The organism is Microbispora sp. NPDC049125, assembly GCF_040802045.1.
GTDB lineage: Bacteria > Actinomycetota > Actinomycetes > Streptosporangiales > Streptosporangiaceae > Microbispora.
Window position 1 is genome coordinate 40,308 of sequence record NZ_JBEZDW010000024.1, and the last position, 23,288, is coordinate 63,595.

Below are 23,288 nucleotides of genomic sequence, written 5' to 3' on the forward strand. Positions count from 1 at the left end.
ACCATGGGGAGAGGAGTGGTTGAAATGTCCGATCCAACCGACGCGAGCGTGTTCTTCGTCGGCAACGCGACCCTGATCATCCGCTGTCACGGCTTCACGCTGCTGACCGATCCCAACTTCCTCCACCGCGGCCAGCGCGCGTACCTGGGCTGGGGGCTGAGCACGCGCCGCCGTACGGAGCCGGCCCTGGAGATCTCTGACCTGCCCCCGGTGGACCTCGTCGTCCTGTCGCACATGCACGGCGATCACTGGGACCGGATCGCGCGCAGGGGCCTGGACAAGGAGCTCCCGATCGTCACCACCCGGCACGCGGCACAGCGTCTCCGGCGTCAGGGCTTCGGGAACGCCATCGGCCTCGAGTCGTGGGAGAGCCACCACGTCGGCCGGGGCGACAACGAGCTCACGATCACCTCGACGCCGGGACGGCACGCGCCCGGTCCCGCGCAGCGGATGCTGCCGCCGGTCATGGGCAGCGTGCTGGACTTCGCCAGGGAGGGCCGGGTCGACCTGCGCGTCCACATCAGCGGCGACACCATCCTCGACCCCTGCCTGAGGGAGATCCCGAAGCGCTTCCCGGACATCGACGTGGGGATCGCCCACCTCGGCGGCACGCGCGTCCTCGGCGTGATGGTCACGATGGACGGCATGCAGGGGGCCGAATGGCTCAAGCTGATCAGGCCGGAAGCGGCGCTTCCGGTGCACTACGACGACTACGAGGCGTTCAGGTCGCCGCTGACCGACTTCCAGCACCACGTACGGCGAGTGGGGTTGTCCCACCTCGTCCACTACCTCATGCGCGGTGAGACCTACACCCTCCCCGTACGGCGGGAGGGCAGCCGGCCTCCGCGTCCCACGACGGGCCCGTTCTAGGCATGCCCGGTCCTGCGGCTACTGCCAGGTCGCGGTGTCGGGGTCGATGCCGTGGGCGCGCGCGCTGGCGTCGACGATCCGGCGAAACCACGAGGCGAGGCCGGCGTGGATGCCGTCGTAGTGGGCGGCGAAATCCGGATCGCCCTCATACATGCGGCCGAGACAGACCTGCATCTGCCTGGTGAGGGGGAAGTACGAGGCGAAAACCTCGCGATGCCGCTCGACGAGCTGATTCGCCTCCGGGCTGCCAGGTGTGACGCCGGCGTCCATCGCGTCCCCGAGGGCGCGGTCGAGACCGGCGACGGCGTCGGCGACGGCCTGCCATTCCTCCGGACCGCGGGAGGCCGAGCGTTCGGCGTACTGCTGCCATTGCGTCGTGTCCCCGTAGCGCCGACGGGCTTGATCGGCCCAGTCCGGGTTCCATCGGGGGCCGAAGATCGCGGCCTGCTGCTCGATGGTCAGCAGCAGGCCGCGCTCGTGGGCGTCGATCATCCGGTCCAGTCCGGAGCTGAGCTGCCGGAGGCGGTCGATCCGTTCGGCGACCTGGGCGCGCTGCTCGCGCAACGCGCCGGGCACGTCCGCGGTCGAGTCGTCCAAGATCGCCCGAATGCTGTCCAGGCCGAGACCGATCTCCCGGTAGACGACGATGCGGTGCAGGCGTTCCAGATCGCCGGTGGTGTAGAGCCGGTATCCGGCAGCTGTGCGCAACGACGGTCGCGCCAGACCGATGTCATGCCAGTGGTGCAGCGTGCGGACCGTCACGCCCAGACGAGTCGAGACCTGACCGACGGTCAGTCCGTCGGCGTCAGTGACATCAGGCACGCTCCCCATTGTCGCCGCGACCGGCGCCTGCTGGAGTGATCCCGATGGCTTCAAGGTCGCGCGCCTCCTGACTGGCCGGATCGAAGGGCTTCGCCGCGGTGAAAACGATCCGTGCGTTCTCGGGGGTGATCACCGCCACATCGCGGGTGTTCCAGGGAGTGTCCCGTGGGCCGTCGACCGAGTTCGGGCGCAGCGCACGACAGGCCTCGACAAGGCCGTCGACCTGGCTGAGCACACACGCGAAACTGAGGCTGATCGCCGGTGTCTGCTCCGGGACGCTCGCCGCCGAGACGAGGAGCACGTCCTGGAACGCCCACCGGCGCAGATGCACCAGCCTGCCGGGGACGCCGAACAGCTCGAAGAACCCGAGTCCGCGAGTCCAGAAGTCCACCGACGCCGCCATGTCGCTCGTCGGGATCGTCGCGAACGCGGGCATCCCATAGATGCCACGGAACGGCTCCGGCGGAACCGCATCCGGGCCGGGAGCGGGCACGGGACTGATCTCGAACGCGTCGTAGTGATCACTCATGCACCCCACCTTCCAGCCTCACGCAACGTGAGGGTCAAGCCGACGGTGTGGCGGGGGCAGCGGGGTGCCGATCTAGGTGCCGGTGTCTCCCGGTGTGGAAGCGCCGCCCGGAGGCTGCCGGCGTGCGAGGAGGGCGATCGCCAGGTACGGCACGGCCGTCACGCAGAACAGCACCCACGAGTCAGCCCAGATCGACCCGAAGGCGTACAAGGCGAAGACGGCCACCGCCACCGTCTCGGTCCCGAGGCCTGCCATGGAGGTGACGGTGGCCCGGGAACGGTCGTCGATCTGATCCTGCAGCCGTGCCTCCATGGCGGCGATCGCCCACTGGAGGATCCCGAAGGCCACGGCGACGAGGACGAACGCCGCCGGATGCCGTCCGGCCGCCCCGGCCGCTCCGACCGCCATGCAGACGGCGGCGACGGCCAGCCCGGGGGCCATGGCTCCCTGCGCCCTCCCGGCGAGCCAGCCGCCGGCGGTGACGCCCGCCGTGACCATCAGCACGAGCAGGGGAACGGCCGCTGCCGAGACGCCGGTCGTCCCCGCGAGCAACGGGACGTACTCGTCCATCGCGCTCAGTCCTGATACCACCGACAGCATCAGCAGCGAACGGCGGACGGGTGCGGCCCGCCGCACCTCCGCGAGGCCGCCGCGGAGCACCCCGAGGTAGGTCTCGTCCTCGCGCTCCGTCTCGCCGCGCGACTCGGGGAACGACAGGCCGACGGCGGCTGTGAGCACGGTGGCCAGGACGCTGGCCAGGCCCGCCGCGGCCGGGCCGCCCACGGACAGCACCGGAGCGGCCAGCGCCGTCGCGAGCATGATCGCCGTCGCCGCGACGGCCGCCGAGCGTCCGATGAGGCGCGCGTAGGAGTCCGCGGCTCCCAGGCGGCCGAGCTCTTCGTACACGAGGGCCTGGAGCGTGCCCGAGCGCAGCGCGCCGCCCGCCCCCCACAGCACGAAGCCCAGCGCGAACGCCGGATACGAGGGCAGGAACGTCCACAGGGCGAAGCCCGCGCCGGTCATGAGGGGCGCGATCACAAGGAGCCGGCGACGGGAGAAGACGTCGGCCCACAGGCCCGAAGGGATCTCCAGCACGAAGGACGTGACCGACCAGATCACGAACAGCGACGAGATCTCGCCGGGAGACAGCCCCGTCTCGGCGAAGAGCACCGCGTACAGCGGGTAGAGGACGACGAAGTCCTCGAAGAACGCGTAGGTGTAGAGCCGGGCCGCCAGCCCTGATTCAGGTGAGCATCAATGTCGCCAGGTCATGCCCGGACCATAACCCGGGTCGCGAACACGCGTCGAGTGGTTATCCAGGAGCCGCGCCGGCCGCTGTGGAGACCGGTCGCCGGTCGTGATGCCGGCGTCGTCGCTCCCACGTGGCCGCCCGAGAGGCAGGCTGGAAGCCGCATGCCGGGGTCAGAGCTGGCCGAGGAGCCAGCGGGGACCGGCGACCAGCGCGCCGAGCGCCTTGACCCGCTCCCGCAGCTCACGGTCGGCGGTGACCACGAGCACCTTCTCCCAGGGTCTCGTGCCGCGGACGGCGTCCACGATCGCGTCGTCGCCGGAGCCCTCGGCCGGCGCGACCGTGATCCCCGCGCCTCTCGGCCCCGGCGCGGAGTTCCGCGCCGCCGCCCCCTCCAGCACCGCGATGATCCGCGGGAACCAGCGGGCCAGCGCGGGCACGCCCTCAGGTGGATGACCCAGGCCCGCTCCCGCCAGCGGGAGCAGCTCGTCGAGCAACCGGCCGGCGGCCCCCGCGCGGTCCCTCCACCAGCCGTGCTCCGCCCGCGCGCCGATGATGTTGGCCATGTCGAGGACGACGACGAGCGGGCTGAGCGCCGGCCGGATCGCCGGCCACGTGTGGGCGAATCCCGGATGCAGCTTCTTCGCGGTCACCTCGTCTGCCGCCACCCAGCGCAGATCGGTGCTCTCGCCGTTCGCGGGGGCCGCTTCCAGGAGGCATTCGGCCTCGGCGATCACCGTGTGGAACGACCAGCCTCCGTGGTCGTCGACGTACAGCCCCTGGATCCTGACCAGATCGGCGGTCAGGTCCGCCTCCTCGCGCGCTTCGCGCAGCGCGCCGGTGATCGCGTCCTCGTGGCTGTCGCGTGCGCCGCCCGGCAGCCCCCACGTCCCGCCGTGGTGACTCCACGAGGCACGCTCCTGGAGCAGGATGTACGGCATGCCGTCGCGGGTGTGATGGACGGCGAGCAGGCCGGTGGCGCCGTACAGACCCCAATGCCGGTGTCCCTGGGCGCACAGGGCCCAGCCGTCGCCGTCCTTAGCAGCCATGGACCTTATCTTGCCTCACGCCTGGGGGTCGTCCCGGTTCCGTGGCGGCCGGGGTCCTGTTCCCCCGTCCGCGTTCGTACGAATCCCGGCAGTCCCTGGGGATCACCACTCCTCGGCGGGCGCCTCCACCCCGGCGAGCAGGTCGAACAGGGTGACCCCGTCGGCCAGCCGGATCACCTGGATCTGGGTGGCCAGCCCGGCGTCCCTCAGGCGCGTCGCGGCCTCGTACGCCGCCTCGGTGAAGTGGTAGCGGTCGACCGCGGCACCGTCCGGACCGGGCCGGAGGGAGCGCACCTCGTACCTGTCCGGAAGCCATAGGTGAGGAAGTGGATCTGAGTGGAGCCAGCCAGGCATGCGTCTCCTGTCACGCCGTCATGGACATGCAGTTGATCGGTGGGCGGCGCCTGACGGCTACCGTGTGACAGGGTCGATGGCCGATCGTTATGAACTGGTAAGCGTTCCTTTTCGGCCTGTGACCAAACGCCCGTTAACGTTTGAGCCCTCACTCGTGATTCGCCTTTAGACAGGAGAATCAGGAGATGTCATATCTCAGGAGACGCCCGCTTCCTTCGGCCGGAGGAGCGGGCGTTGCTCTTTCTCCCGCGTCGGCGATGTTCGTTCACCTCCGGCATCGGGCCGAGAACCCCGGCGAGAAGGGACATGTGACATGGACGGCAGGCACCCCGCGCTCGTGCGGCTGGACGCGCTCGTCGGCCGATGGACGGTGCAGCCGAAAGTCGACGGCCTCGGCACGGCGTGGAGCGAGTTCGCCTGGCGGGAGGACGGCGCGTTCCTGCGCCAGATCACCGACATCGACGGCATCCCGGCCACGGCGCCGCAGGCGTGGCGGGACAACGCGCCGTTCCCGACCATCGCCCTGATCGGATTGGATGACGCCGCCGAGGAGTTCACCATGCTGTACGCCGACGTCCGCGGCGTGCACCGGGTATATCGGATGACGTTCGCCGGCGGTGTGTGGACCATATGGCGGGACGCGCCCGGATGGAATCAGCGCTTCACCGGCACCGTGAGCGCCGACGGTGACACCATCGACGGGCGTTGGGAGGTCTCGACGGACGGGACGTCATGGCGCCTCGACTTCGAGCTGACCTACACCCGCGTCCGCTGACGTCGCCGTACGCGGCTCCCTCCAGGCCCGCGGACTCGCGGCTCTGGGGTTGTGCCGGGCCTCCGGGTCATGCCGGGCCGCGTGGGTGGTCTCGCCCTGCGATGCGGTCGCGCCATTCGGGGCCTTGGGGCCGTGCCACGCCGGGGGGCCTTGGGGCCATGCCATTCGGAGCCTTGGGGTCGTGCTGTGGGGGCCTTTGAGGCCGTGCGAGGGTGGCGCCGCGCCGGGGAGCCGGACGGACTCAGCGGCCGTTGCTGGAGAAGTGCTGGTAGTCCTTCTCGCCCGACCAGGACCCGCCCCAGCCCCAGCCGACGCCGGCGAAGGTCCGTACCACCCGGTCGCCCTCGTTGATCACGCCCGGCTTCTTCAGCGGCCGGTCCACGAACGCCCCCGCGTTCTTGTGGGCGTGCGAGCCGTTGGGATAGACGTACGGGTTCTCACGGGGATTGACGTCGACCGCGAGGCCGTACGCGTGCTGCGACCAGCTTCCGGATCCCGTCGCGTTGCGGCAGTTGAACGCCGAGGTGTTGTCGGCGTCGATGGAGTCGAAGTCGCTGCCCTTGTAGACGTCCACAGGCTCCATGCGGCGGATGGGATAGCGCTGGTCGTACAGCTTGCGGAAGACGGACGTCAGGTCCTTCACCGCGGAGCGGTTGACGACCAGCTCGCCGGTGTGCGCCTTCCCGTCGAACCCCCAGTACGTCATGGTGATCTTTCGTAGATCGCTCAGCGGGACCGGGCAGCCCGGACGCCACGAGTGCCGTACCTCGTCGCGGGACACCTCGGCGACCTTGGCCGTGAATTCCGGAGGCCCGCTCGGAGCGGGTGTGGCGCTCACCGGCGGCGTGACCGGTGACGGCGGCGCGGGTGACTCCGGGACGGGCGACGCCGTCACCGAAGGCGGCACCGAAGGCGGCACCGAAGGCGGTGACGCGGACGGTGGGGCCGGGAGGGCCGGAGAGGTTGCCGCCACGGGCTCGGCGGTTGTGCCGACGCCACAGGCCGTCAGCCCGGCGAAAGCGACGGCGACCACCGCTGACCTGGGGTTCCATAAGGAAGCCATAGGCGCACAGTACCCGTGCCCCGACCGCGCGACGCCCATTCGATCAGGTCTGGGGATATCGATCGGTGATGAAGGTGGCGGAGAAAGTCCGCCCACACGCCGGAAACGGCCGCGGAAGCCCGGACGGATCGGGGCTCGGAAACGTCGGAGGGCGCCGCTATGGTGGCCCTCGTGATTCCCGAGATGCGCTTCGGCGCGTTGGTGGTGCCGACCCACAGTCTTTTCGTGGGTCTCGGGGTGATCCTCGCGAGTGTGGTGTTCGTCCTGGAGGCACGGCGCAGGGGCGCGCTGCGGGAGGAGTCGCTCGTCGCCGTCACCGGCGCGCTTGTCGGCGGCGCGATCGGCATGCGCCTGTCGGGATGGGCCGAGCATCTCGATCTCACGCTCAACCCCAGCCTCCTCGACGCGTGGATGTTCGGCTCGCGCAGCATCCTCGGCGGCCTGACCGGTGCGTACGCGGGCGTGCTGATCGCCAAGCGGCTCATCGGATACAAGGAGAGGACCGGCGACCTGTTCGCCCCGGCCGTCGCCCTGGGCATGGCCGTCGGCCGGATCGGCTGTTTCCTCACCGAGGCCCCCGGGCGGCCTACCACTCTGCCGTGGGGCGTTCACGCGCCCGCCACGGTGCCGGAGTGCCCCGGCTGCCTGACCGGGCAGGCGATGCATCCCTCGTTCCTCTACGAGATCGTCTTCCAGCTCGCCGCCTTCGCGGCGCTGGTGTGGGCCCGGGGACGGGTCGGCAGGCCAGGCGAGCTGTTCACGCTCTACGTGGCGGCGTACGCGATGTTCCGGTTTCTCGTGGAGTTCGCCCGTGCCAACGAGACGGTCTGGCTCGACCTGACCCGTCCCCAGTGGTTCCTCATCCCTGGGCTGGTGCTCGTCGCCTTCAGGCTGCGGTACGGCTATCGCAACGGCTTCTACGACAGACTGCCGGGTATCCGGGCCGGCCACAGCCGCCCCGAGCAGCGGGAAGGCGCAGTCTCCACCCCGCTCGTCCCGCCTCAGGAGACCTCGTGAGCGCGCGCCCCGCCCGCGTCGCCGGGTCCGCCTCAGCAGGTCTGCTGAGCGCGTGGCGGCCCCGTGTCGCTGTACTCGCTGGATCGCGGACCTGCGCCGCGTCCCCCCGGCGCGGTCCTTCGTGTGAGAACGGCCCCGCGCCGTTCCGTGAGGAGATGGCATGAGCACACCGTCCGAGCCCCCCGGCGGCTCCGAGGAGCAGGAGCCCGGCGGTCCTCACAACCATCCGCCGAACGGCACCGGCGGCCCCGGTGGTCCCGAGGAGCAGCGGCCCGGCGGTCCGGGTGGTTCCGGCGGCCCTGATCAGCCGCCAAGTGGGCCGGCCCATTCCGGCTATCCGGGCCCGCCCACCGGGCCGGTCAATCCGCTGGGCGGGCCGGGCCATCCCGGTTATCCGGCCCCACCAGGCGGTCCAGGTCGGCCGGGCGGACCAGGCGCGCCAGGTGGACCGGGCGGGCCTCCTTACCAGGGGCCGTGGAGCTCACAGGGCGGCTGGCAGCCGCCTCCCCCGCCCCGCCAGAGCTCCGGCGGCACCGTGGTCGGGATGACGTTCGCCGGCATCGGGATCTTCATCGCCGTCAACATCGCCGCGGCCGTCGTCACCCTCCAGCTCGCCGGCGCCGCCCGGGACGGCGGGGAGGTGGTCATCGGCGTGGGTGCCGTTCTCCTGGCCGCCCTGGCGCTCGGCGGAGGAGCCGCGCTCATCATGATGCGCAGGCCGTGGAGCAAGGGCCTCGGCCTCGGCCTGATGATCGGCTGGGCGCTCATGTCGATCGTCTCCATCGGATACTGCACCGGTATCAATCCGGAGCTGTACGCGGCGGGCAACCTGTGACCACTGGCATGCCCCTACGCGGAGACCGCATCCTGCGCTACGTCAACGCGTTCTGTCCCCGCTGCCACGACGAGCTGCCCGGCCGCCCCCTGGCGGAGGTCCCGCGCCTGTCCGGCTGGCTCGCCGAACGGGACGGCCGGGTCTACCTGGAGCGGGGCTGCCGCACCCACGGCATGGTCAGGACCCTCTACGACGAGGACCCGGAGATCCTCGCCTACCTGGAGGAGTGGACGGCCCCCACGAAGGCCCACCTGCCCGACGTCGCGGGCAACTTCGAGCCCATCCCCTCGGCGTACCTGCGAGGGCTGCCGGAGATGCAGACCCAGCACACGTGCATCCTGCTCGAAGACGTCGTCGAGGCCTGCAACCTGCGCTGCCCCACCTGCTTCACCGAGTCGTCCCCCGACCTGCGCGGCGTGGTGCCCGTCGGAGAGGTGCTGGCCAACGTCGACCGGCGGCTCTCCCGCGAGAACGGCAAGCTGGACGTCCTCATGCTGAGCGGGGGCGAGCCCACCCTGCACCCGGCCCTGCCCGAGCTGCTCGCCGAGCTCGTGGCCAGACCCGTCACCCGCATCCTGATCAATACGAACGGCGTACTGATCGCGAAGGACGACGCGCTGCTCGACCTGCTGACCGAGCACCGTGAGCGGGTCGAGGTCTACCTCCAGTACGACGGGGTCTCCGCCGAGGCGTCCCGCCACCACCGAGGCGGCGACCTGAGGCGGATCAAGGCCGAGGCGCTCCGGCGGCTGTCGGAGCGGGAGATCTTCACCACGCTCGTCATGACCGCGGCCCTCGGGGTGAACGACGCCGAGATCGGTGACGTCGTGCGTGTGGCGCTGGACACTCCCTACGTCGGCGGCGTGTCCATCCAGCCGCAGTTCGGTTCGGGCCGGTCCGGCGCCATCGACCCCATGGACCGGCTCACCCACACCGGCGTGCTCAAACGGCTCGGCCCGCAGACCGGCGGGCTCGTCACCTGGCGGGACCTGACCGCGCTGCCGTGCTCGCATCCCCACTGCTGCTCGGTCGGCTACATGATCCGCGACGACGCCGACCAGTGGCGGTCGCTGACGGCCCTGATCGGCCATGACCGGCTCAAGGAGAACCTCGGCCTGGTGGCCAACCGGATCGCCGACTCGGAGATCCCCCGGCAGCTTCGCGCGGCCGTACAGGAGTCGCTCCTCGGCCTGCTGTCGGAGCAGTCGTCGCTGTCGCACCCAGAGATCGGCGCGCTGTGGCGCGACATCTGTGAGAACTGCGACCTCGGCCTCTCCACGCTGCTCTCCCTCGCCTCCTCGGCGCTGCCCGGACGCAGGCGGAGGCTGCGCCGGATGCTGGGAGAGCGGGTGGTCCGCATCACCGTCAAACCGTTCATGGACATGTCGACGATGCTGGAGGAACGCCTCATCCAGTGCTGTGTCCACGTCGGCACACGCGCCGAGCAGGACCAGTGCGCGCCGTTCTGCGCTGTCCAGGCCTGGCCGGCGCTGGCGCGGCAGCGCCTGTCCGCGGTCGCCTCGGCCGATCCCGGCGTACGGCTCCCGCTGGTGGAGCTCACATGACGGCGGTGGTCACAGCTCAGATGACGGCGGTGCTCATATGACGGCGGAGCGCCCCACCGGGGTCGCCTACGAGCAGGCCCTCGCCGCCCGGCGAGGACGGGCCGACCCCCCTGAAAGCGCGCAAAGCGGTGCCCATCAAAGCGGTGTCCGTGAGGACGGCGAAGATCCTCAGGGCGGCACGGGCGCGGGTGCACAGCCGTACGACCCGCTCCGCCTGTGCGTGTACGCGACGGTGGCGTTGCTGACCTGGCTGCTGGGCGCGTGGGCGGTGCTCGGATTCGCGGCGTTGGGCCTGGCGGGCTACTGGCGGGCCCGCCGGGCGGGGCTCACGAAGAGCAAGTGCCTGCTCCGCGACACCCGGCTCGTGCTGGCCTACCTCTCGGTCCTCATAGTCGTCGCCATAGCCGCCCTGACCTGGGGATATCTCCCTCACTAGTCGGCGTTGGTCGAGGTTTTCACCGGAAAGCCTCGCGCACCTGTTCGATGTCGCGCTACAGTCTTGGCCATCGGATCGAACACGGGTTCGGTCTCGTCGTGGGAGGTAAGGGGTGTGCCATGGCTGTGCCGGCGACGGACGCCCCTGCTCGATGCGTCCCGCTCCGCGCGAGAGCGACACGCCGTAGGGGTTTCTACGGAAATCTACGACGGCCGCTATATCCCGTCATAAAGTCCGAGAGCGTGGACCCCGTGCGCAATCCCTACGCCCCCGGTGCGGGCCAGCGCCCCCCCGAGCTCGCCGGTCGCGACCGTGAGCTGCAGCAGTTCGAGATCGTGCTGGAGCGGGTGGCCCGTGGCCGGCCCGAGCGCAGCATGGTCCTGACCGGCCTGCGCGGCGTCGGCAAGACCGTCCTGCTCAACACCTTCAAGTCGATGGCGATGCAGCGGCTGTGGGGGACCGGCAAGATCGAGGCCCGGCCCGACCAGTCGATCCGCCGTCCGGTCGCCGCCGCCCTGCACATGGCCATCAGGGAGCTCGCGCCCCGCCATCGGGCGCCCGAGCGGATCGAGGAGTTCCTCGGCGTGCTCAAGGCGTTCGCGATGCGCGACCCGGCCGCCGCCAAGGGCACCTCCCACTGGTCGCCCGGCATCGACGTCCCCGCGGCGCGCGGCCGCGCCGACTCGGGCGACCTGGAGATCGACCTGACCGAGCTGTTCGTCGACGCCGCCGGCGTCGCCACCGACCTCGGCGTCGGCATCGCCCTGTTCATCGACGAGATGCAGGACGTGCAGGCCCCCGATATCTCGGCGCTGTGCGCGGCCTGCCACGAGCTCTCCCAGAGCGGCGGGCCGCTGATCGTGGTCGGCGCGGGCCTGCCGCACCTGCCGAGCGTCCTGTCGGCCAGCAAGAGCTACTCCGAACGGCTGTTCCGTTACGCCCGGATCGACCGGCTCGACCGGGACGCCGCCGACCTCGCGCTCATCGTCCCCGCCGAGCGGGAGGGCGTGGAGTTCACCTCCGACGCGCTCGACGCCCTCTACGACGCGGCGGACGGCTACCCCTACTTCGTCCAGGCGTACGGCAAGGTCGCCTGGGATCTCGCACCTCACAGCCCGATCACCGCCGACGACATCAAGGTGTCGGCGCCCGAGGCCGAGGAGGAGCTGGCCGTCGGCTTCTTCGGCAGCCGCTATGAGCGGGCCACCCCGGCCGAGCGCGACTACATGCACGCGATGGCCCAGCTCGGGGATGATCCGGTGCCCACGGCCGAGGTCGCCGACGCGCTCGGCCGCAAGCCCTCCAGCCTGTCCCCGGCCCGTGACAGCCTCATCAAGAAGGGTCTGATCTACAGCGCCGAGCGCGGTGTGATCGGGTTCACCGTCCCCCATTTCGGGAGGTTCCTGCGTGCTCAGCCGCTGTAGGAAGCTCCCCCATTGACCTCTCTACGGCTTTCTAGAGGGGAAGCTAGAGAGCCGTAGAGAGTTGAAGTCCGGTCGCCTCCATGCCGGAATCTAAGCCTGTCTAGTGTCCAGCCGATACAGGCATAGATTCCGGCAGAGAGGTCAGCGGCCGGCCGTCCTGGCTCACCACCGCGACCCGGACGGCCGGCCGCCGGCCGCTGAGATACACGGCGAAGACGGCGTCCGCCCCCTCCCGCGCGGGGAAGACGAAGAACCGCCAGCACAGCTCCCGCCACATGTCGGCGGGTTCTTCCGACTCCAGCATGGGGGCGTGGGCCCGCCAGGCCGTGCTCGACCGCAGGCGTGCCAGAGCCCGTTCCGGGGGAAGCGTGCGCTGCTCGCACGGGGCGCGGTATCGCAGCCGGGCCACGGACTCCTCGATCTCGGGTGACAGGGCGAGCAGCAGGGCGATCCCACCCCCGAGCCAGGCCGCCGTCCTCCACGACAGGCCCGTCAGCAGATCGGCGCCGGTGACCTCGGCCGTCGCGACGGTGGCGGCCATGGTGGCCAGCAGCGCCGCCCGTGCCATCGACCGCCTGCCGACCGGGGTGGCGCTGACGTCGCCGAAGCAGCCGCATCCCACGTCGGGCCGCCGCCGGCGCAGGTCCCACAGCACGTACGTCGCGACCGTGAAGAACGCCGCAGGCAGCCATCGCGCGGCGGGGTGGTCGATCGTCAGCAGCCCGACACCCAGCCCCAGCTCGGCCAGCCCGCAGACGATCATCGCCTGCTTGTGGAATCGATCCGGCACCAGCACCGCCGGCCCGAGCCGGCCCAGCCCGCCGGGTGTCGCGTCGGAGCCCGCCGTTGTCAGCTTGGCGCCGGCGCCCAGGGCCAGCATCGTCACGAGGATCGGCAGCACGGCCACCGCGATTGTCGAAAGCACTGAGTCACCCCAATCCGACGCGGGCGTTGAAACAGCCCTTGGTCAGGTCTCCGCCCAGTTCGACATAGGTGGTCGGGGCCAGCTCCACGATTCTCCCGCGAGGTGAGGTGCCACATTCCAGACATCGGTCGCAGAAACGCCCGGCCACGCATCCGCAGGCGACGACGGGCAGCGCGCACGACCTGCCGTCGCAGACGTTGCGGACGTACAGCATCGAGCCGAGCGCGAGGTACGGCAGGCCGGTGCAGGACACACCCGCGTCGCCGCATCCGGTGTCGGCCGTCTCCAGCATCGGATACGCGACGCCGGGCTCGTCGAGATCCGCCCAAACGGCGGTCCCGGAGATCTTCGACTGCATCCCCCGGTACGCCGGAGGCGGCGGGGGCACGGCCGACGCGCGGTACGGCGGCTGCGAGGTCGCCGGGATGTGCGCGAGCGGCGTCCCGTGGTCGAGCAAACCGATCGCGTCGAACAGGTAGCCCGGCTCAAGCTGGGGATGCCGCACCCGGATGCGGCCCGAATAGCGGTAGGGGATGACGACGGTGCGCGTCCTGCGATGCGGCCCGCCGTCCACCTCGACCGTCAGATCGCGTTTGCCCCCCACTTCGCGGATGGTCCCGGTGATCCGGGTGGCGTCCGCCCAGATCCGCTCGGCCACCGCGCCCGACCGCACGGCCCTGATCACGACCCTCGCCCCGAGGGGCAGGTCGGCCGGCGGCATGCCCGTCCCGCGCCACGCGGTCGCCCATGGCGCGATGACGAGACGCCTTTCCACACCCGCGTCGTCCTCGATGATGATCAGATGAGGGCTGATGTCCAGCAGCCGGCCGCTGAGGGCGGTCAGCGTGACACCGTCACCCGGGGTCAGCTTCGGCGGCTCAAGCTCGCGGCCCAGCGCCGCCGCCGCCAGCATCCGCCTGCGGTCCACAGTCCGGTACGGCATCGCCTCTCCCACAGACTCAGCCTCACATGCCGCTTACGCGCGAAGGGGTGTAATTCCGGTAAGAGTGATGCGCGGGAGCAACATTCCCCCACCGGGGCGTAAGGCGTTATCTCCCAGTTCGTGCAAACCATTGCTGGACGCTCATTTTGTACGGCTCATGGCCTGGTGGCGGGCTTGCGGGGTCTTTGCCGTAGACGGCGCGAAACCTGGATTACAGTTCGGCCGGATTCCGGAACGAGGCTGCCATTCTGGCACGAGATGCCTCTCAGGCCGGATTGGTGATCGGATGCTCGTGAACCATGAGGAGTTCCGCACGTACGTCCTGTCCAGGGGCGCGGCTCTGCTCCGCGTCGCGAACCAGCTGACCGGCAATCCCAGCGACGCCGAGGATCTTCTGCAGTCGGCCCTGGCCACGACCTACCTGGCGTGGGACCGCATCAAGGACCGGTCGTCGCTCGACAGCTACGTGCGGCGGACCATGGTGAACATCAACATCTCCTGGTGGCGGCGGCGCAAGCTGGACGAGTACCCGTCCGAGGAGCTTCCGGACCTGCCCGTCCACCACGATCCGATGTACCGCCACGAGGAGCTGGAGCAGGCGCTCCTGCGGCTCCCGCTACGGCAGCGGACCGCCATCGTGCTGCGCTACTACGAGGACATGACCGAACCGGAGATCGCCAGGACGCTCGGGATCAGCGTGGGCACGGTCAAGAGCTCGGTCTCCCGGGGGATGGCCAAGCTCCGGGGCGAGCTCGTCGTGCCCGCCAAGGAGCCCGCGCGCTGAGCCCGGGCTCCTGCGCTCCTTAGCCTGTGCCCCCAACGTCCGGCCTCTTCGCGCCGGGCCCCCTGAGCTTGAGCCCCTGAGCTTGAGCCCCTGAGCGGCCCGGCGCCGGTCGTACCGCGGCGAAGCCGGGGCGGGAGTGTCAGGTCTCGCAGACGATGCCGTCGTTGTCCGCGTCGGTGTACCAGTCGTACTCCGGGTCGACGCCCTGACGGTACGGGCCGTAGCCGTTGTCGTTGGCCTCCGCACACGTGTCGTACCTGGGGTCGTCACCCGTCGCGGTGGGTGTGGGTGTCGGAGTGGGTGTAGGGGTGGGGGTCGGTGTCGCCGCGGGGGCGGTCTCGTACGGCTCGGAGGTGCCGGACGGCGCCGCCGACGGGTCCGCCGGCTCGACGGGGGCGGGTGACTCCAGCGCGCCGGTCGTCCCAGGCGGGGTGTCCAGGCTGCCGCGCTTGTCGTAGGTGTCGGCCGCCCAGCACGGGCCCGACCACATGCCTCTGCGCTCGGCCTGCGCCTTGGCCTGCTCGGAGAACTGCCAGGCCGTGTACGCGTGCTCCGGGTAGTACGCGACCGCCTGTGCGTACCCGTTGCGCACCAGGTCGCCGTTCACGTAGGAGCCCTTGGCGGACCATCCGTACACCATGACGCGGCCGGCCTCGACGACCTGTTCCTTGCCGGGCTGCACGTAGAAGGGCTTGTCGGCCGGGAGGAGCGCCTTCAGGCGCGCCATCGCGGTGTCGTGCCAGCACGCCCCGGCCTCGGGCGCGTCCGCCTCCAGCAGTCCGACGCGTACGGTCGTGCCCTTCGAGGTGACGACGTCGACGGCGTCACCGTCGACGACCTTCTTGACCGTGACCTCGATCGCGTCCTTCGGCACGCTCTTCGGGCGTACCTGCTGCGGGGCCTTCGTGGGGGCGGCCATCTGCCCGGTGGTGGACGCGGTCTTCTGCCCGTTCACCGACGCGGCGGCAGGGGAGGAGGCGACTGCGGGCACCGTCAGGGCGGCGGCGGCGAGCACGGCGAGTGCTCGCGGGGGGAAACGCACGGGCGCTCCAGACATCAGGGGGCGGGACGGGGCGTTGTGGGACGAATGACTGTTTCCTACGGAATACGGATCCCACCAGAAAACGATCGTTTCCGCCACCCCGCAGGCCACGGAATGCCGTCCCGTCATAGTCAGTGCGTCTCGACCCGCCCGGCATGTTCCGCACCGACGGTCGCACAAGGCCGTACGACGTCGCGGATGACCCGCAGCGCCGCGAGGAAGTCGGTGAGCTGCTCCGGCGTGAGGAGGCCGGTGAACCAGGTCTCGATGTCCTCGATGTGCTGCGGCAGCAGGCTTCGCATGCGCTCGGCCCCCGCCTCGCTGAGGACGGCGTACGAGGCGCGGCGGTCGCTGGCACAGGCGTGACGCTCGACGAGGCCGTCCCGCTCCAGCCGGTCCACGACCCGGGTGATCCCGCTCGTGGACAGTGATGTCTGGGCTGCCAGGTCGCTCATCCGGAGCCTGTGCGCAGGCGAACGTGCCAGCCGTATCAACGTTTCGAAGTCGACCTCCGAGAGACCGCCCTGGGCCAGCGTGCGGCTGGTCTTGCTCGTGATCCCGGCGAAGACCTCGGCGAACAGGCCCATCGCGGTGAGGCGGGGGTCGTCGAAGGTGTCCATGGGCAAAGCCTACGCGAAAGTTGTTGACGTGGGGAATACTTTGCGGGTAGAAAGTTGCTAACTAAAACATCCGCACCGCAACTTCTTGGGAGAGCAGCATGAGCATCCGTAACTGGGAAGGCCTCCAGATCCCGGTCGCCGGCACCTTCGCGCTGGACAAGGCGCACACGCGCGTCGGCTTCGTCGCCAAGCACATGATGGTGAGCAAGGTCCGCGGCCACTTCGGCGAGTTCGAAGGCACCATCGTGATCGGCGAGAACCCGCTCGACACGAGCGTCGAGGCCGCCATCAAGACCGCCTCCATCGAGACCGGTGCCGCTGACCGCGACGGTCACCTGAAGAGCGACGACTTCCTCAGCGCCGACAAGTTCCCCGAGATCACCTTCCGCAGCACCCGGGTAGCCTCCCACTCCGGTGACGAGTTCACGCTCGTCGGCGACCTCACGATCCGTGACGTCACCAAGCAGGTCACGCTCAAGGTCGAGTTCGGCGGCGCCAACACCAACCCGTGGGGCCAGGAGCTCTTCGGCTTCACCGCCGTCACCGAGATCGACCGCGAGGAGTTCGGCCTGACCTGGAACCAGGCGCTGGAGACCGGCGGCGTCCTCGTCGGCAAGAAGATCAAGATTGAGATCGAGGGCGAGGCCGTCCGCCAGGCCTGAGCGCGGACGTTCATGCCGTACCGAGAGCGGACAGGCATCCACAGCTTGCACACAGCCCTTATCCACACCCTGTGGACAAGGGCTGTGTATTGATCACGTCCCCCGTTCGCGGGGGCCCGGCCATACGGACGCCACAAGCGGCCGATGGCCGGAGGGGGGCCGGTCACCCTGAGTGCCGGGGGCGGCGCTGCACGGTCACCACAAGTGACCGGCGGCCCGCGCCGGATGCCGTGACGCGCCCGACGCGGATCCGCTTTGCCGCCCTGCGCGATCGCCGGTACGCTGTCGTGAGCACCAGGAGGCTTCGCCTAGTCAGGTCTATGGCGCCGCACTGCTAATGCGGTTTGGGTCTACAGCCCATCCGGGGTTCAAATCCCCGAGCCTCCGCCAGCTGAGCAGCGAAAAGGCCCCCACCCGAGATGATCGGGCGGGGGCCTTTTTGATCTCTACGGTGCTCTCAGTTGCAGTTCTAGTTGCAGTTGTCACTCGTCGCCCCAGAGAGCAGCCCCCATGCGCTCGCTCGCGTCCTTCACTTGAAGGCTGGCCACGTGGGTGTATCGCTCGGTCGTGGTCACCCGCGCGTGCCCAAGGATCTCTTGGACTACGCGGATGTGGACGCCCTGCTCGACGAGAAGCGTTCCAGCGGTGTGGCGGGCGTCATGGAGGCGGGCTTCCCTCACTCCGGCCTGCCGGAGGAGCGCCTTCCACATCTTGTAGTCCTCGCTGCGCTCCATCGGCCGCCCCCGGCGAGTCGGGAAGAGAAGGTCGTGATCCTCCCAGAGGTCGCCGGCCTCAGCCCGTTCGGTGTCCTGGCGCTGCTTGTGCTCACGGAGGATCGGAAGCAGTTCAGGCGGGCACTGGAGGGTCAGCCTGCTACGGCCCTTGCGTTGCCGAAAGATGATGCCGCCGCCCGTGCGCTTTGGGCAGCGGTCCGCGTGGCCCATGCACTCTTTCGCGCATGTCCGCGTCGGGCAGACGTGGCCGTGCTTCTTGCAGCCTTGCGGGCAGTCGGGATCGTGCTTGTGGGTCTTGCACCGCGGCTTGCACGGCCAGCGGTGCCACTCCTTGCCGCATTCCTGGGGGTCGTCGCACCCGTGCTTCCACGGTGACCGCTGCGCCTGGTACCAGGCTTTGATCACCCCGGTGTCCAGGTCGACGAAGGACCACCGGAGGCCGAGCGCCTCGCCCTGACGGATACCGAGGGACAGCGCCACCGACCAGCGGGCCGCGTTCCGGCGCGACTTGGCCGCCTCAAGGATCTTGCGCGCCTCGTTCCGCGTCAGCGGCTCCAGGTCAGGGTCAGCGGCGACCGGCGCATCCACGAGCGTGGCGACGTTCTTCGTGACCTTGTTCCGGCGTACAGCGATCTTCAGGGCGCGCGACAGGATGCGGTGAACCTTGAGGACCGTGCTCGACGAGCGGCCCTGCTCCAGCATCGTCGCGTACGCCTTGTCCAGGTGTTCGGGGGCGAGCCGGTCGAGGCGGTGACGGCCGAGCAGCGGAATGATCCAGTGACGGGTCTTGGACTGGTAGTCGTCGAGTGTCCGAGGCGCCATCTTGCCCGACGCGACGAGCCGGTCACAGATCACGTCGAGGTATTCGGTCATCCACTCCGCGACGGTCGGGACCTTGCCCGGCTTCGCGACATGCCCGGTCTCGCGCTTCCCCTCCAACTCCCGGACCTTGCGGGTGACCTCCGCCTCCGTCTGCCCCATCCGGTGACGACGATCAGGGGAGCCGTCCGGCTTGATTCCCACGGTGACCCAGCCGTGCCAGTAGCCGTCCCGGCCGAGGTAGATCGAGGATCGCCCGTTCGGTTTGCGGTCGGCCATCACGCCGCCTTCGCCAGACGCCGGGCGAACTCCTGAAGAGCGTCAGCCGGGACGAGGCGGTAGCCCTCGTACTTCACCGAGCGAAGCTCACCGCTCTTGATCAGCCGGAAGACCGCCGTACGGCTCATGCCGAGGACGACCGCCGCGTCTTTGGGCCGGTAGAAGAGTCTGTCCATCACGCTGCCCTCCCTTCAGTTGCCGAAAAATCTTGTCCGTCTGCCTCGGCTTCGAGCCGGGCCAGGTGGTTACGCCAGCGCTGGCGTTCGTGGACCGAGCGCAGAAGGCGTACGCCGATCGGCGCGAGTTCAGGATCTCCGGGCTTGACGGGTCGCCAGATGTAGCGGTGGGGGTCGACCGGCTCGTCTTGGACGCCGAGCGCTTCCAGGACCCAGGTGCGGCGGTCCTGCTTGTGCTCGGTCAGGGTCTTGTTGGACCACTTGCGGGACACCAGGACGCGACGGCCCGCGTAGCCGAGGTGGTCGGGCTTGTGCGCCTTGCCCTTGCACCGGCCGGGAACCATGCCGGGCTTGGCGCCCTTGGGCTGCACCCCGTACCGCAGCCAGTTCGGGCAGGTCGGAGAGCACGGCTCGAACCGCAGCGCCTCCAGCAACCGTTCCGCATGAGCCTTCCGACGAGGATCATCCGTGCCGAGGGCATCGCCGAGGCTCTTGGTCAGATACTTCGACAGGTACTGGATGAGCTGGTCGGCGTCCGGGGTTCCGGCGAGCACGCTTTGAATGTCGAGCTGGTCGCCGAAGCGGAGCACATGCAGGGGTTCGGCGTCCTCGTCGGCGTCGAGAGCGTCGAGGGCCTGTTCCCAAGTCGGCAGGACTTCCCCGGTGTCGGGGTCGAGGTAGCCGACCCCGTCCTCCCACACCGGCAGACGGTCTCCCTCGAACCGCACGTGGTCAGTCGAGGGCCACCACACCTGGTGATACGTGGCCGCGATGATCTGCCGCAGCTCCGCTCGGGGCAGCGTGCCGCGGATCGCCATGTGCAGATGCGGCGCGAGCCGCTTCTGAGGCTCGACCGTGGCGAAGTACTGCACGTCGTATCCGGCGACCCGGCGAAGGTTCTGCACGAACCGGTCCACGAGCTTGGAGAAGTGCAGCGCGTCCCGAGCCGCCTGCGCGTAGTCATACCGATCCGGATCGAGCGGCGCACCCTCCAGCACCCGCCCGTAGGAGGGCAAGGTGAGGGTGACGAACATGGACGGCCGGTAGGTCTTGCCGTCCGAGCCGGTGAAGGTCCGCCCGAGTGTCGTCTTGGTCATCTGCCGCTTGGGCAGGTCCGGGGCGTCCTGCCGCCGCCTCGTCGAGCGTGACCGCTTCCCGGAGGTACGGCCGAGGACGTGGCCGCGCATGCCCGCCTGGTTGATCTCCTCGTCCAGGTCGCCGATAGCGGCATCAAGGTCGGTGATGTCCTGGCCGGCGGTCTCGGCGTCATCGCGCCAGGCTTGGGCGTCGGCCCGCAGCTCGACGAGGTGCCGCTGGTGTTCGTCGGCCTCGTCGGGGGTGTTGACCGGCTCGTGGTCGAGGTGCCAGCCCTCCCGGCACTGCGCGCGGCGGAGTTGCCGGTTCCTCTTGGCGCACGGCGGGCACTTGCCCTCCAGCGTCGCCCCGCACGGCACATCGACGATCTCGGTCTGTCCGGTGAGGACGTCGAGTCGCTTGATCGGGACCGGGTGGATGCACACTCCGTACTGCACGGCGATCTGCTCGACGACATCCCGTGCGAGCGGCATCGCCATCCGCACAGCCCGAGGAGTCGACCTGTCGTTGGCGTCGCTCACCAGTCGCCCCCGCAGTCGATCGGGTCGACCAGGACGGCGGCTTTCTGGCCGCACTCGTGGCACTCGACCATCCCTCGAACGGGGTCGAGCCACAGCACGTTGAGCACTCCGCAGACCGAGCAGCGCAGCCCGTCGAGGAAGTGAGCCAGGCCCCTCATGCGGCCTCGCTTCCCTGGCCGTACTCGGCGACCATCGCCCGAATGTCGGCGTCGGAGACGTAGGCCGCGCGCACGCGCACCGGATCGGGCGAAGTCTCCAAACGGACGTAGCCGACCCCGGCGCCGAGCTCGGGGATGGGTGAGATGTGGTCGGCGAGTGCTCCCCGGTCGCGTGCTCCGTCGCCGAGGACCATGTCCACTTGTTCGGACTCATCCAGCCGGAGCGCGATCTTGTCGGGGAACAGGTTGCGGATGTTCATGACCTCTTTGCGCGGGTCCTGGAGCGCGGCCATCACGCCGACGCCGACCGCGCGCCCTTGCGTGGTGAGCGTGGCAAGGGCCGCTGTGATGCGCTGGCGAAGACCCTTGTCCGACTGGTAGGCGGTCAGGAATGCGACCTCGTCGACGAGCACCAGGACGAACGGGTCATCGACGGTGGGGGTGTGGGAGCGCTGGAGGCCGGCGAACCGGTCGGCCCGCTCCTGCATCACGCTGACCGCCTCGTCGAGAAGGTCGGCGCACTCCTTCGGGTCCGCCGCGTACCGGGCACCGAACAGCGCCCGCCCGAACGACAGCTCCATCCGTTTCGGATCGAGCGCCCACACCTGGACCAGGCCCGCGCGCATCGCGGGGAGCAGACCGCGGATGGTCGACCACAGCCAGGAGCCCTTGCCGGCCCCGGTCGCGCCCGCGATCAGGACATGTGTGCCGTGGACTTTGAGCCGGTACGGCGTGCCGTCCTCGCACTGGCCGACTTCCACCGGCTCGACCTCCGCCGACTCCGGTACCGGGACGGCCGACAAGGGAGCGGCGAGCGGGTCACGGCGGGGAAAGGTCAGCACCAGCCGCCCAGCCTTGGCGATGGCGACGCTGCAAGAGAGGGCGCCGAAGCCGTGGGCGAGATGGTCGATGCGGTCGGCCCAGTCCTTGACGGCCTGCCCGGACAGCATTCGCACCGTCACGCGGTCGGCCCAGCCGTCGCACTCAACCTGGACCAGGCGGGGCAGGTAGTCGCGGCCCCGGATGTGCCGCCCGAGACCGGAGACGATCATCACGGGTTGCCAATGCCGCCGGTAGATCCAGAACCGGCGCCAAAAGGCCAGCAGCCGCCAGCCGATCCAGCGGGCGAATGATGCCCGGTCGGCTACCGCCCAGCCGATGAGCAGCGAGCCGGGAAGGGTGATGACGGAAACCGCGACGGGCCAGCCGTACCGGACCCAGATCACACCGGGAACGGCGAGCATCGCCACGGCGACGGGGTGGACGACGAGGGTACGGAACAGCCCGGCGATCAGACGGCCGAGGAAGACCAGGATGGTGATGATCGCCGGGGTTCGGACGACGGCCGGTTTGAACACGACCGCCGTATCGGGGGTGGTGGACACGAGGCTGTGGACCTCGCCACCGGGTAGGCGCTTGAGCATAAGCTGAACTCCTCTTCTCGTGATTTCGCAGTCAGGGAGAGACCGAGGGGCCGCCGGAAGTTGCCGCTTCCAGCGGCCCCGCTTACCTCAGGCCGCGTTGCCGGCCTGGGCGTCGGAGTCGGACAGTTCGGGAGACTCGGCATGCAGCCGTTGGCAGTCGGCGAGGTACCGGGCGGCGGCGTTGAAGATTTGCCGCGCGACCTCGACATCGGCCGTGGTGACCGGACCGGCCCCAGTGGTTGAGACCGACACCTCCACCTCGTCGGACTCCAGCGCCAGGTACGGCCGCCCCGACTCCAGCACCCGAGCCCGCAATCGCAGGCCGGAGGTGTAGAACGAGACGCTGATCCGGGGCCGCTGGCCCGGGTCCATCGACATGTTCACGAACGTGTAGGGCGCGCGAGTCATCACGCCACCCCACGACCGTTGGCCAGGCCGTGAAAGCGGCGCTCGACCGACCGGGCGAACGAGGCCGCCTCACGGGCGAGCTGCCGGGCGAACTCCACATCGACCGCTGTCACCTGGTCACTGGCCGAGGTAGTCAGCAGAACCGAGGTAGAGCCGAAGTCCAGCGACAGCACCGGCGTCCGCAACGGGTATGGCATGGCCTTGGCCGTGGCGCCGCATCCGGTGTTGAGGCTGATCACGCTCGACGGGCGTACCGTACGCCGCGCCATCAGGCCGCGTCCTTCGCAGGAGCAGCAGGCTTGCCGGCCCCCGAGCGGGGAGCCCGCATCACCCGAGCCGAGATCGAGTAGGCCAGCCGCCCGGTCGCCTGGTGGACGTACGGCTTGACCTCCAGACCGTCGAACTCCGCCGGGGACAGCGGCACGCCCGGCAGTGAGGGCGGGACGACAGGCTGAACCTCGGCCAGGATCTTGACGGTCACCGTCTTCTGCGCGGCCTTGAGCGAAGGGTCGGCGTCCATCACCGGGACCTGCCAGACCGGAAGGCCGGTCAGCTTGTCCTTGGCCTGGACGTCCCGCTTGGCGTCGAAGTCCTTGGCCGCCTGCACCTCCCCCACGACGTAGCAGCCGTACGGGAACAGCAGCTCGAACCGGATCGGGATGGGTCCTTGCAATGCCATGTCACACCACCTCCTCTGTCAACCCCCCTAG

General features: G+C 69.7%; 27 protein-coding genes and 1 tRNA gene. 10 read left to right on the plus strand and 18 right to left on the minus strand.

What is annotated here, in order from left to right; translation table 11 throughout:
* Nucleotides 1-24 precede the first annotated feature (24 nt).
* Nucleotides 25-870 carry an MBL fold metallo-hydrolase gene (locus AB0B72_RS25385; protein ID WP_367741433.1) on the plus strand — a complete coding sequence of 282 codons (846 nt, stop codon included), beginning with the start codon at nt 25-27 and terminating at the stop codon, nt 868-870.
* An 18-nt stretch (nt 871-888) separates the two neighbouring features.
* Here AB0B72_RS25385 and AB0B72_RS25390 read toward each other — a convergent pair whose 3' ends face one another.
* The 5 genes from AB0B72_RS25390 to AB0B72_RS25410 all read right to left on the minus strand — a co-directional run bounded on the left by AB0B72_RS25390 (nt 889) and on the right by AB0B72_RS25410 (nt 4,873).
* Complete coding sequence (locus AB0B72_RS25390; protein WP_367741434.1) at nt 889-1,692, minus strand: MerR family transcriptional regulator; 804 nt, start codon at nt 1,690-1,692, stop codon at nt 889-891.
* Nucleotides 1,685-2,221 (minus strand): VOC family protein, encoded by a 537-nt coding sequence (locus tag AB0B72_RS25395; protein ID WP_367741435.1) that lies wholly within the window; start codon nt 2,219-2,221, stop codon nt 1,685-1,687. The genes AB0B72_RS25390 and AB0B72_RS25395 overlap by 8 nt, the downstream gene beginning before the upstream one ends.
* Before the next feature lie 72 nt (nt 2,222-2,293).
* Nucleotides 2,294-3,457 (minus strand): MFS transporter, encoded by a 1,164-nt coding sequence (locus AB0B72_RS25400; RefSeq protein WP_367741543.1) that lies wholly within the window; start codon nt 3,455-3,457, stop codon nt 2,294-2,296.
* 186 nt (nt 3,458-3,643) lie between these two features.
* Entirely contained in the window at nt 3,644-4,519 is an 876-nt protein-coding gene (locus AB0B72_RS25405) for an NUDIX domain-containing protein (protein ID WP_367741436.1), read from the minus strand.
* Between the two features lie 102 nt (nt 4,520-4,621).
* Nucleotides 4,622-4,873 carry a hypothetical protein gene (locus AB0B72_RS25410; protein WP_367741437.1) on the minus strand — a complete coding sequence of 84 codons (252 nt, stop codon included), beginning with the start codon at nt 4,871-4,873 and terminating at the stop codon, nt 4,622-4,624.
* 313 nt (nt 4,874-5,186) lie between these two features.
* On the opposite strand from AB0B72_RS25410, the gene AB0B72_RS25415 reads away from it, so the two are divergent.
* Nucleotides 5,187-5,648, plus strand: coding sequence for a hypothetical protein (locus AB0B72_RS25415; RefSeq protein WP_367741438.1), 462 nt, complete (start codon nt 5,187-5,189; stop codon nt 5,646-5,648).
* A 241-nt stretch (nt 5,649-5,889) separates the two neighbouring features.
* Here the strand turns inward: AB0B72_RS25415 and AB0B72_RS25420 are convergent, their stop codons facing one another.
* Nucleotides 5,890-6,711, minus strand: coding sequence for a M15 family metallopeptidase (locus AB0B72_RS25420; protein ID WP_367741439.1), 822 nt, complete (start codon nt 6,709-6,711; stop codon nt 5,890-5,892).
* A 171-nt stretch (nt 6,712-6,882) separates the two neighbouring features.
* Here AB0B72_RS25420 and AB0B72_RS25425 point away from each other — a divergent pair, with 171 nt between their 5' ends.
* The 5 genes from AB0B72_RS25425 to AB0B72_RS25445 all read left to right on the plus strand — a co-directional run bounded on the left by AB0B72_RS25425 (nt 6,883) and on the right by AB0B72_RS25445 (nt 11,988).
* The gene (locus AB0B72_RS25425; RefSeq protein WP_367741440.1) at nt 6,883-7,728 is read left to right on the plus strand and encodes a prolipoprotein diacylglyceryl transferase; all 846 of its coding nucleotides are present in this window, start codon (nt 6,883-6,885) and stop codon (nt 7,726-7,728) included.
* 160 nt (nt 7,729-7,888) lie between these two features.
* Nucleotides 7,889-8,563 (plus strand): hypothetical protein, encoded by a 675-nt coding sequence (locus tag AB0B72_RS25430; RefSeq protein WP_367741441.1) that lies wholly within the window; start codon nt 7,889-7,891, stop codon nt 8,561-8,563.
* 8 nt (nt 8,564-8,571) lie between these two features.
* A complete protein-coding gene (locus AB0B72_RS25435; RefSeq protein WP_367741442.1) occupies nt 8,572-10,128 on the plus strand; it encodes a radical SAM protein in 1,557 nt (518 codons plus the stop codon).
* A gap of 37 nt (nt 10,129-10,165) precedes the next feature.
* A complete protein-coding gene (locus AB0B72_RS25440) occupies nt 10,166-10,564 on the plus strand; it encodes a hypothetical protein (RefSeq protein ID WP_367741443.1) in 399 nt (132 codons plus the stop codon).
* Between the two features lie 242 nt (nt 10,565-10,806).
* A complete protein-coding gene (locus AB0B72_RS25445; RefSeq protein ID WP_367741444.1) occupies nt 10,807-11,988 on the plus strand; it encodes an AAA family ATPase in 1,182 nt (393 codons plus the stop codon).
* Nucleotides 11,989-12,088: 100 nt separating this feature from the next.
* Here the strand turns inward: AB0B72_RS25445 and AB0B72_RS25450 are convergent, their stop codons facing one another.
* Together AB0B72_RS25450 and AB0B72_RS25455 are read right to left on the minus strand one after the other, a co-directional pair.
* Entirely contained in the window at nt 12,089-12,913 is an 825-nt protein-coding gene (locus tag AB0B72_RS25450; protein WP_367741445.1) for a MauE/DoxX family redox-associated membrane protein, read from the minus strand.
* A 4-nt stretch (nt 12,914-12,917) separates the two neighbouring features.
* Entirely contained in the window at nt 12,918-13,856 is a 939-nt protein-coding gene (locus tag AB0B72_RS25455) for a hypothetical protein (RefSeq protein WP_367741446.1), read from the minus strand.
* Nucleotides 13,857-14,142: 286 nt separating this feature from the next.
* On the opposite strand from AB0B72_RS25455, the gene AB0B72_RS25460 reads away from it, so the two are divergent.
* A complete protein-coding gene (locus AB0B72_RS25460; RefSeq protein WP_367741447.1) occupies nt 14,143-14,640 on the plus strand; it encodes a SigE family RNA polymerase sigma factor in 498 nt (165 codons plus the stop codon).
* 139 nt (nt 14,641-14,779) lie between these two features.
* Here the strand turns inward: AB0B72_RS25460 and AB0B72_RS25465 are convergent, their stop codons facing one another.
* Both AB0B72_RS25465 and AB0B72_RS25470 read right to left on the minus strand, forming a co-directional pair.
* The gene (locus tag AB0B72_RS25465) at nt 14,780-15,682 is read right to left on the minus strand and encodes a thermonuclease family protein (RefSeq protein WP_367741448.1); all 903 of its coding nucleotides are present in this window, start codon (nt 15,680-15,682) and stop codon (nt 14,780-14,782) included.
* A gap of 131 nt (nt 15,683-15,813) precedes the next feature.
* Nucleotides 15,814-16,302: a MarR family winged helix-turn-helix transcriptional regulator gene (locus AB0B72_RS25470; RefSeq protein ID WP_367741449.1), complete on the minus strand. Its 489-nt coding sequence runs from the start codon at nt 16,300-16,302 to the stop codon at nt 15,814-15,816.
* Nucleotides 16,303-16,400: 98 nt separating this feature from the next.
* Between AB0B72_RS25470 and AB0B72_RS25475 the strand changes: the two genes are divergently transcribed.
* Both AB0B72_RS25475 and AB0B72_RS25480 read left to right on the plus strand, forming a co-directional pair.
* A complete protein-coding gene (locus AB0B72_RS25475) occupies nt 16,401-16,964 on the plus strand; it encodes a YceI family protein (RefSeq protein WP_367741450.1) in 564 nt (187 codons plus the stop codon).
* A gap of 297 nt (nt 16,965-17,261) precedes the next feature.
* Nucleotides 17,262-17,354: transfer RNA gene (locus AB0B72_RS25480), tRNA-Ser, on the plus strand.
* A 92-nt stretch (nt 17,355-17,446) separates the two neighbouring features.
* Here the strand turns inward: AB0B72_RS25480 and AB0B72_RS25485 are convergent.
* The 8 genes from AB0B72_RS25485 to AB0B72_RS25520 form a co-directional block, all read right to left on the minus strand.
* Nucleotides 17,447-18,796 (minus strand): tyrosine-type recombinase/integrase, encoded by a 1,350-nt coding sequence (locus AB0B72_RS25485; protein WP_367741451.1) that lies wholly within the window; start codon nt 18,794-18,796, stop codon nt 17,447-17,449.
* Nucleotides 18,796-18,972 (minus strand): helix-turn-helix domain-containing protein, encoded by a 177-nt coding sequence (locus AB0B72_RS25490; RefSeq protein ID WP_367741544.1) that lies wholly within the window; start codon nt 18,970-18,972, stop codon nt 18,796-18,798. The genes AB0B72_RS25485 and AB0B72_RS25490 overlap by 1 nt, the downstream gene beginning before the upstream one ends.
* Nucleotides 18,972-20,588 (minus strand): replication initiator, encoded by a 1,617-nt coding sequence (locus tag AB0B72_RS25495; protein WP_367741452.1) that lies wholly within the window; start codon nt 20,586-20,588, stop codon nt 18,972-18,974. The genes AB0B72_RS25490 and AB0B72_RS25495 overlap by 1 nt, the downstream gene beginning before the upstream one ends.
* Nucleotides 20,585-20,746 (minus strand): hypothetical protein, encoded by a 162-nt coding sequence (locus AB0B72_RS25500; protein ID WP_367741453.1) that lies wholly within the window; start codon nt 20,744-20,746, stop codon nt 20,585-20,587. The genes AB0B72_RS25495 and AB0B72_RS25500 overlap by 4 nt, the downstream gene beginning before the upstream one ends.
* A complete protein-coding gene (locus AB0B72_RS25505) occupies nt 20,743-22,170 on the minus strand; it encodes an FtsK/SpoIIIE domain-containing protein (RefSeq protein WP_367741454.1) in 1,428 nt (475 codons plus the stop codon). Before AB0B72_RS25505 ends, AB0B72_RS25500 begins: the two co-directional genes overlap by 4 nt.
* An 87-nt stretch (nt 22,171-22,257) precedes the next feature.
* A complete protein-coding gene (locus AB0B72_RS25510) occupies nt 22,258-22,578 on the minus strand; it encodes a hypothetical protein (protein WP_367741455.1) in 321 nt (106 codons plus the stop codon).
* The gene (locus tag AB0B72_RS25515) at nt 22,578-22,847 is read right to left on the minus strand and encodes a hypothetical protein (protein ID WP_367741456.1); all 270 of its coding nucleotides are present in this window, start codon (nt 22,845-22,847) and stop codon (nt 22,578-22,580) included. The genes AB0B72_RS25510 and AB0B72_RS25515 overlap by 1 nt, the downstream gene beginning before the upstream one ends.
* Nucleotides 22,847-23,257 carry a plasmid replication, integration and excision activator gene (locus AB0B72_RS25520; protein WP_367741457.1) on the minus strand — a complete coding sequence of 137 codons (411 nt, stop codon included), beginning with the start codon at nt 23,255-23,257 and terminating at the stop codon, nt 22,847-22,849. The genes AB0B72_RS25515 and AB0B72_RS25520 overlap by 1 nt, the downstream gene beginning before the upstream one ends.
* Nucleotides 23,258-23,288 lie beyond the last annotated feature (31 nt).

Bases quoted from the DNA above. Each gene is read 5' to 3' on its own strand.
- AB0B72_RS25385 (WP_367741433.1), top strand. From the start codon at position 25: ATGTCCGATCCAACCGACGCGAGCGTGTTCTTCGTCGGCAACGCGACC.
- AB0B72_RS25395 (WP_367741435.1), bottom strand. From the start codon at position 2,221: ATGAGTGATCACTACGACGCGTTCGAGATCAGTCCCGTGCCCGCTCCC.
- AB0B72_RS25405 (WP_367741436.1), bottom strand. From the start codon at position 4,519: ATGGCTGCTAAGGACGGCGACGGCTGGGCCCTGTGCGCCCAGGGACAC.
- AB0B72_RS25410 (WP_367741437.1), bottom strand. From the start codon at position 4,873: ATGCCTGGCTGGCTCCACTCAGATCCACTTCCTCACCTATGGCTTCCG.
- AB0B72_RS25415 (WP_367741438.1), top strand. From the start codon at position 5,187: ATGGACGGCAGGCACCCCGCGCTCGTGCGGCTGGACGCGCTCGTCGGC.
- AB0B72_RS25420 (WP_367741439.1), bottom strand. From the start codon at position 6,711: ATGGCTTCCTTATGGAACCCCAGGTCAGCGGTGGTCGCCGTCGCTTTC.
- AB0B72_RS25430 (WP_367741441.1), top strand. From the start codon at position 7,889: ATGAGCACACCGTCCGAGCCCCCCGGCGGCTCCGAGGAGCAGGAGCCC.
- AB0B72_RS25435 (WP_367741442.1), top strand. From the start codon at position 8,572: ATGCCCCTACGCGGAGACCGCATCCTGCGCTACGTCAACGCGTTCTGT.
- AB0B72_RS25440 (WP_367741443.1), top strand. From the start codon at position 10,166: ATGACGGCGGAGCGCCCCACCGGGGTCGCCTACGAGCAGGCCCTCGCC.
- AB0B72_RS25455 (WP_367741446.1), bottom strand. From the start codon at position 13,856: ATGCCGTACCGGACTGTGGACCGCAGGCGGATGCTGGCGGCGGCGGCG.
- AB0B72_RS25460 (WP_367741447.1), top strand. From the start codon at position 14,143: ATGCTCGTGAACCATGAGGAGTTCCGCACGTACGTCCTGTCCAGGGGC.
- AB0B72_RS25470 (WP_367741449.1), bottom strand. From the start codon at position 16,302: ATGGACACCTTCGACGACCCCCGCCTCACCGCGATGGGCCTGTTCGCC.
- AB0B72_RS25475 (WP_367741450.1), top strand. From the start codon at position 16,401: ATGAGCATCCGTAACTGGGAAGGCCTCCAGATCCCGGTCGCCGGCACC.
- AB0B72_RS25485 (WP_367741451.1), bottom strand. From the start codon at position 18,796: ATGGCCGACCGCAAACCGAACGGGCGATCCTCGATCTACCTCGGCCGG.
- AB0B72_RS25490 (WP_367741544.1), bottom strand. From the start codon at position 18,972: ATGGACAGACTCTTCTACCGGCCCAAAGACGCGGCGGTCGTCCTCGGC.
- AB0B72_RS25500 (WP_367741453.1), bottom strand. From the start codon at position 20,746: ATGAGGGGCCTGGCTCACTTCCTCGACGGGCTGCGCTGCTCGGTCTGC.
- AB0B72_RS25505 (WP_367741454.1), bottom strand. From the start codon at position 22,170: ATGCTCAAGCGCCTACCCGGTGGCGAGGTCCACAGCCTCGTGTCCACC.
- AB0B72_RS25510 (WP_367741455.1), bottom strand. From the start codon at position 22,578: ATGACTCGCGCGCCCTACACGTTCGTGAACATGTCGATGGACCCGGGC.
- AB0B72_RS25515 (WP_367741456.1), bottom strand. From the start codon at position 22,847: ATGGCGCGGCGTACGGTACGCCCGTCGAGCGTGATCAGCCTCAACACC.
- AB0B72_RS25520 (WP_367741457.1), bottom strand. From the start codon at position 23,257: ATGGCATTGCAAGGACCCATCCCGATCCGGTTCGAGCTGCTGTTCCCG.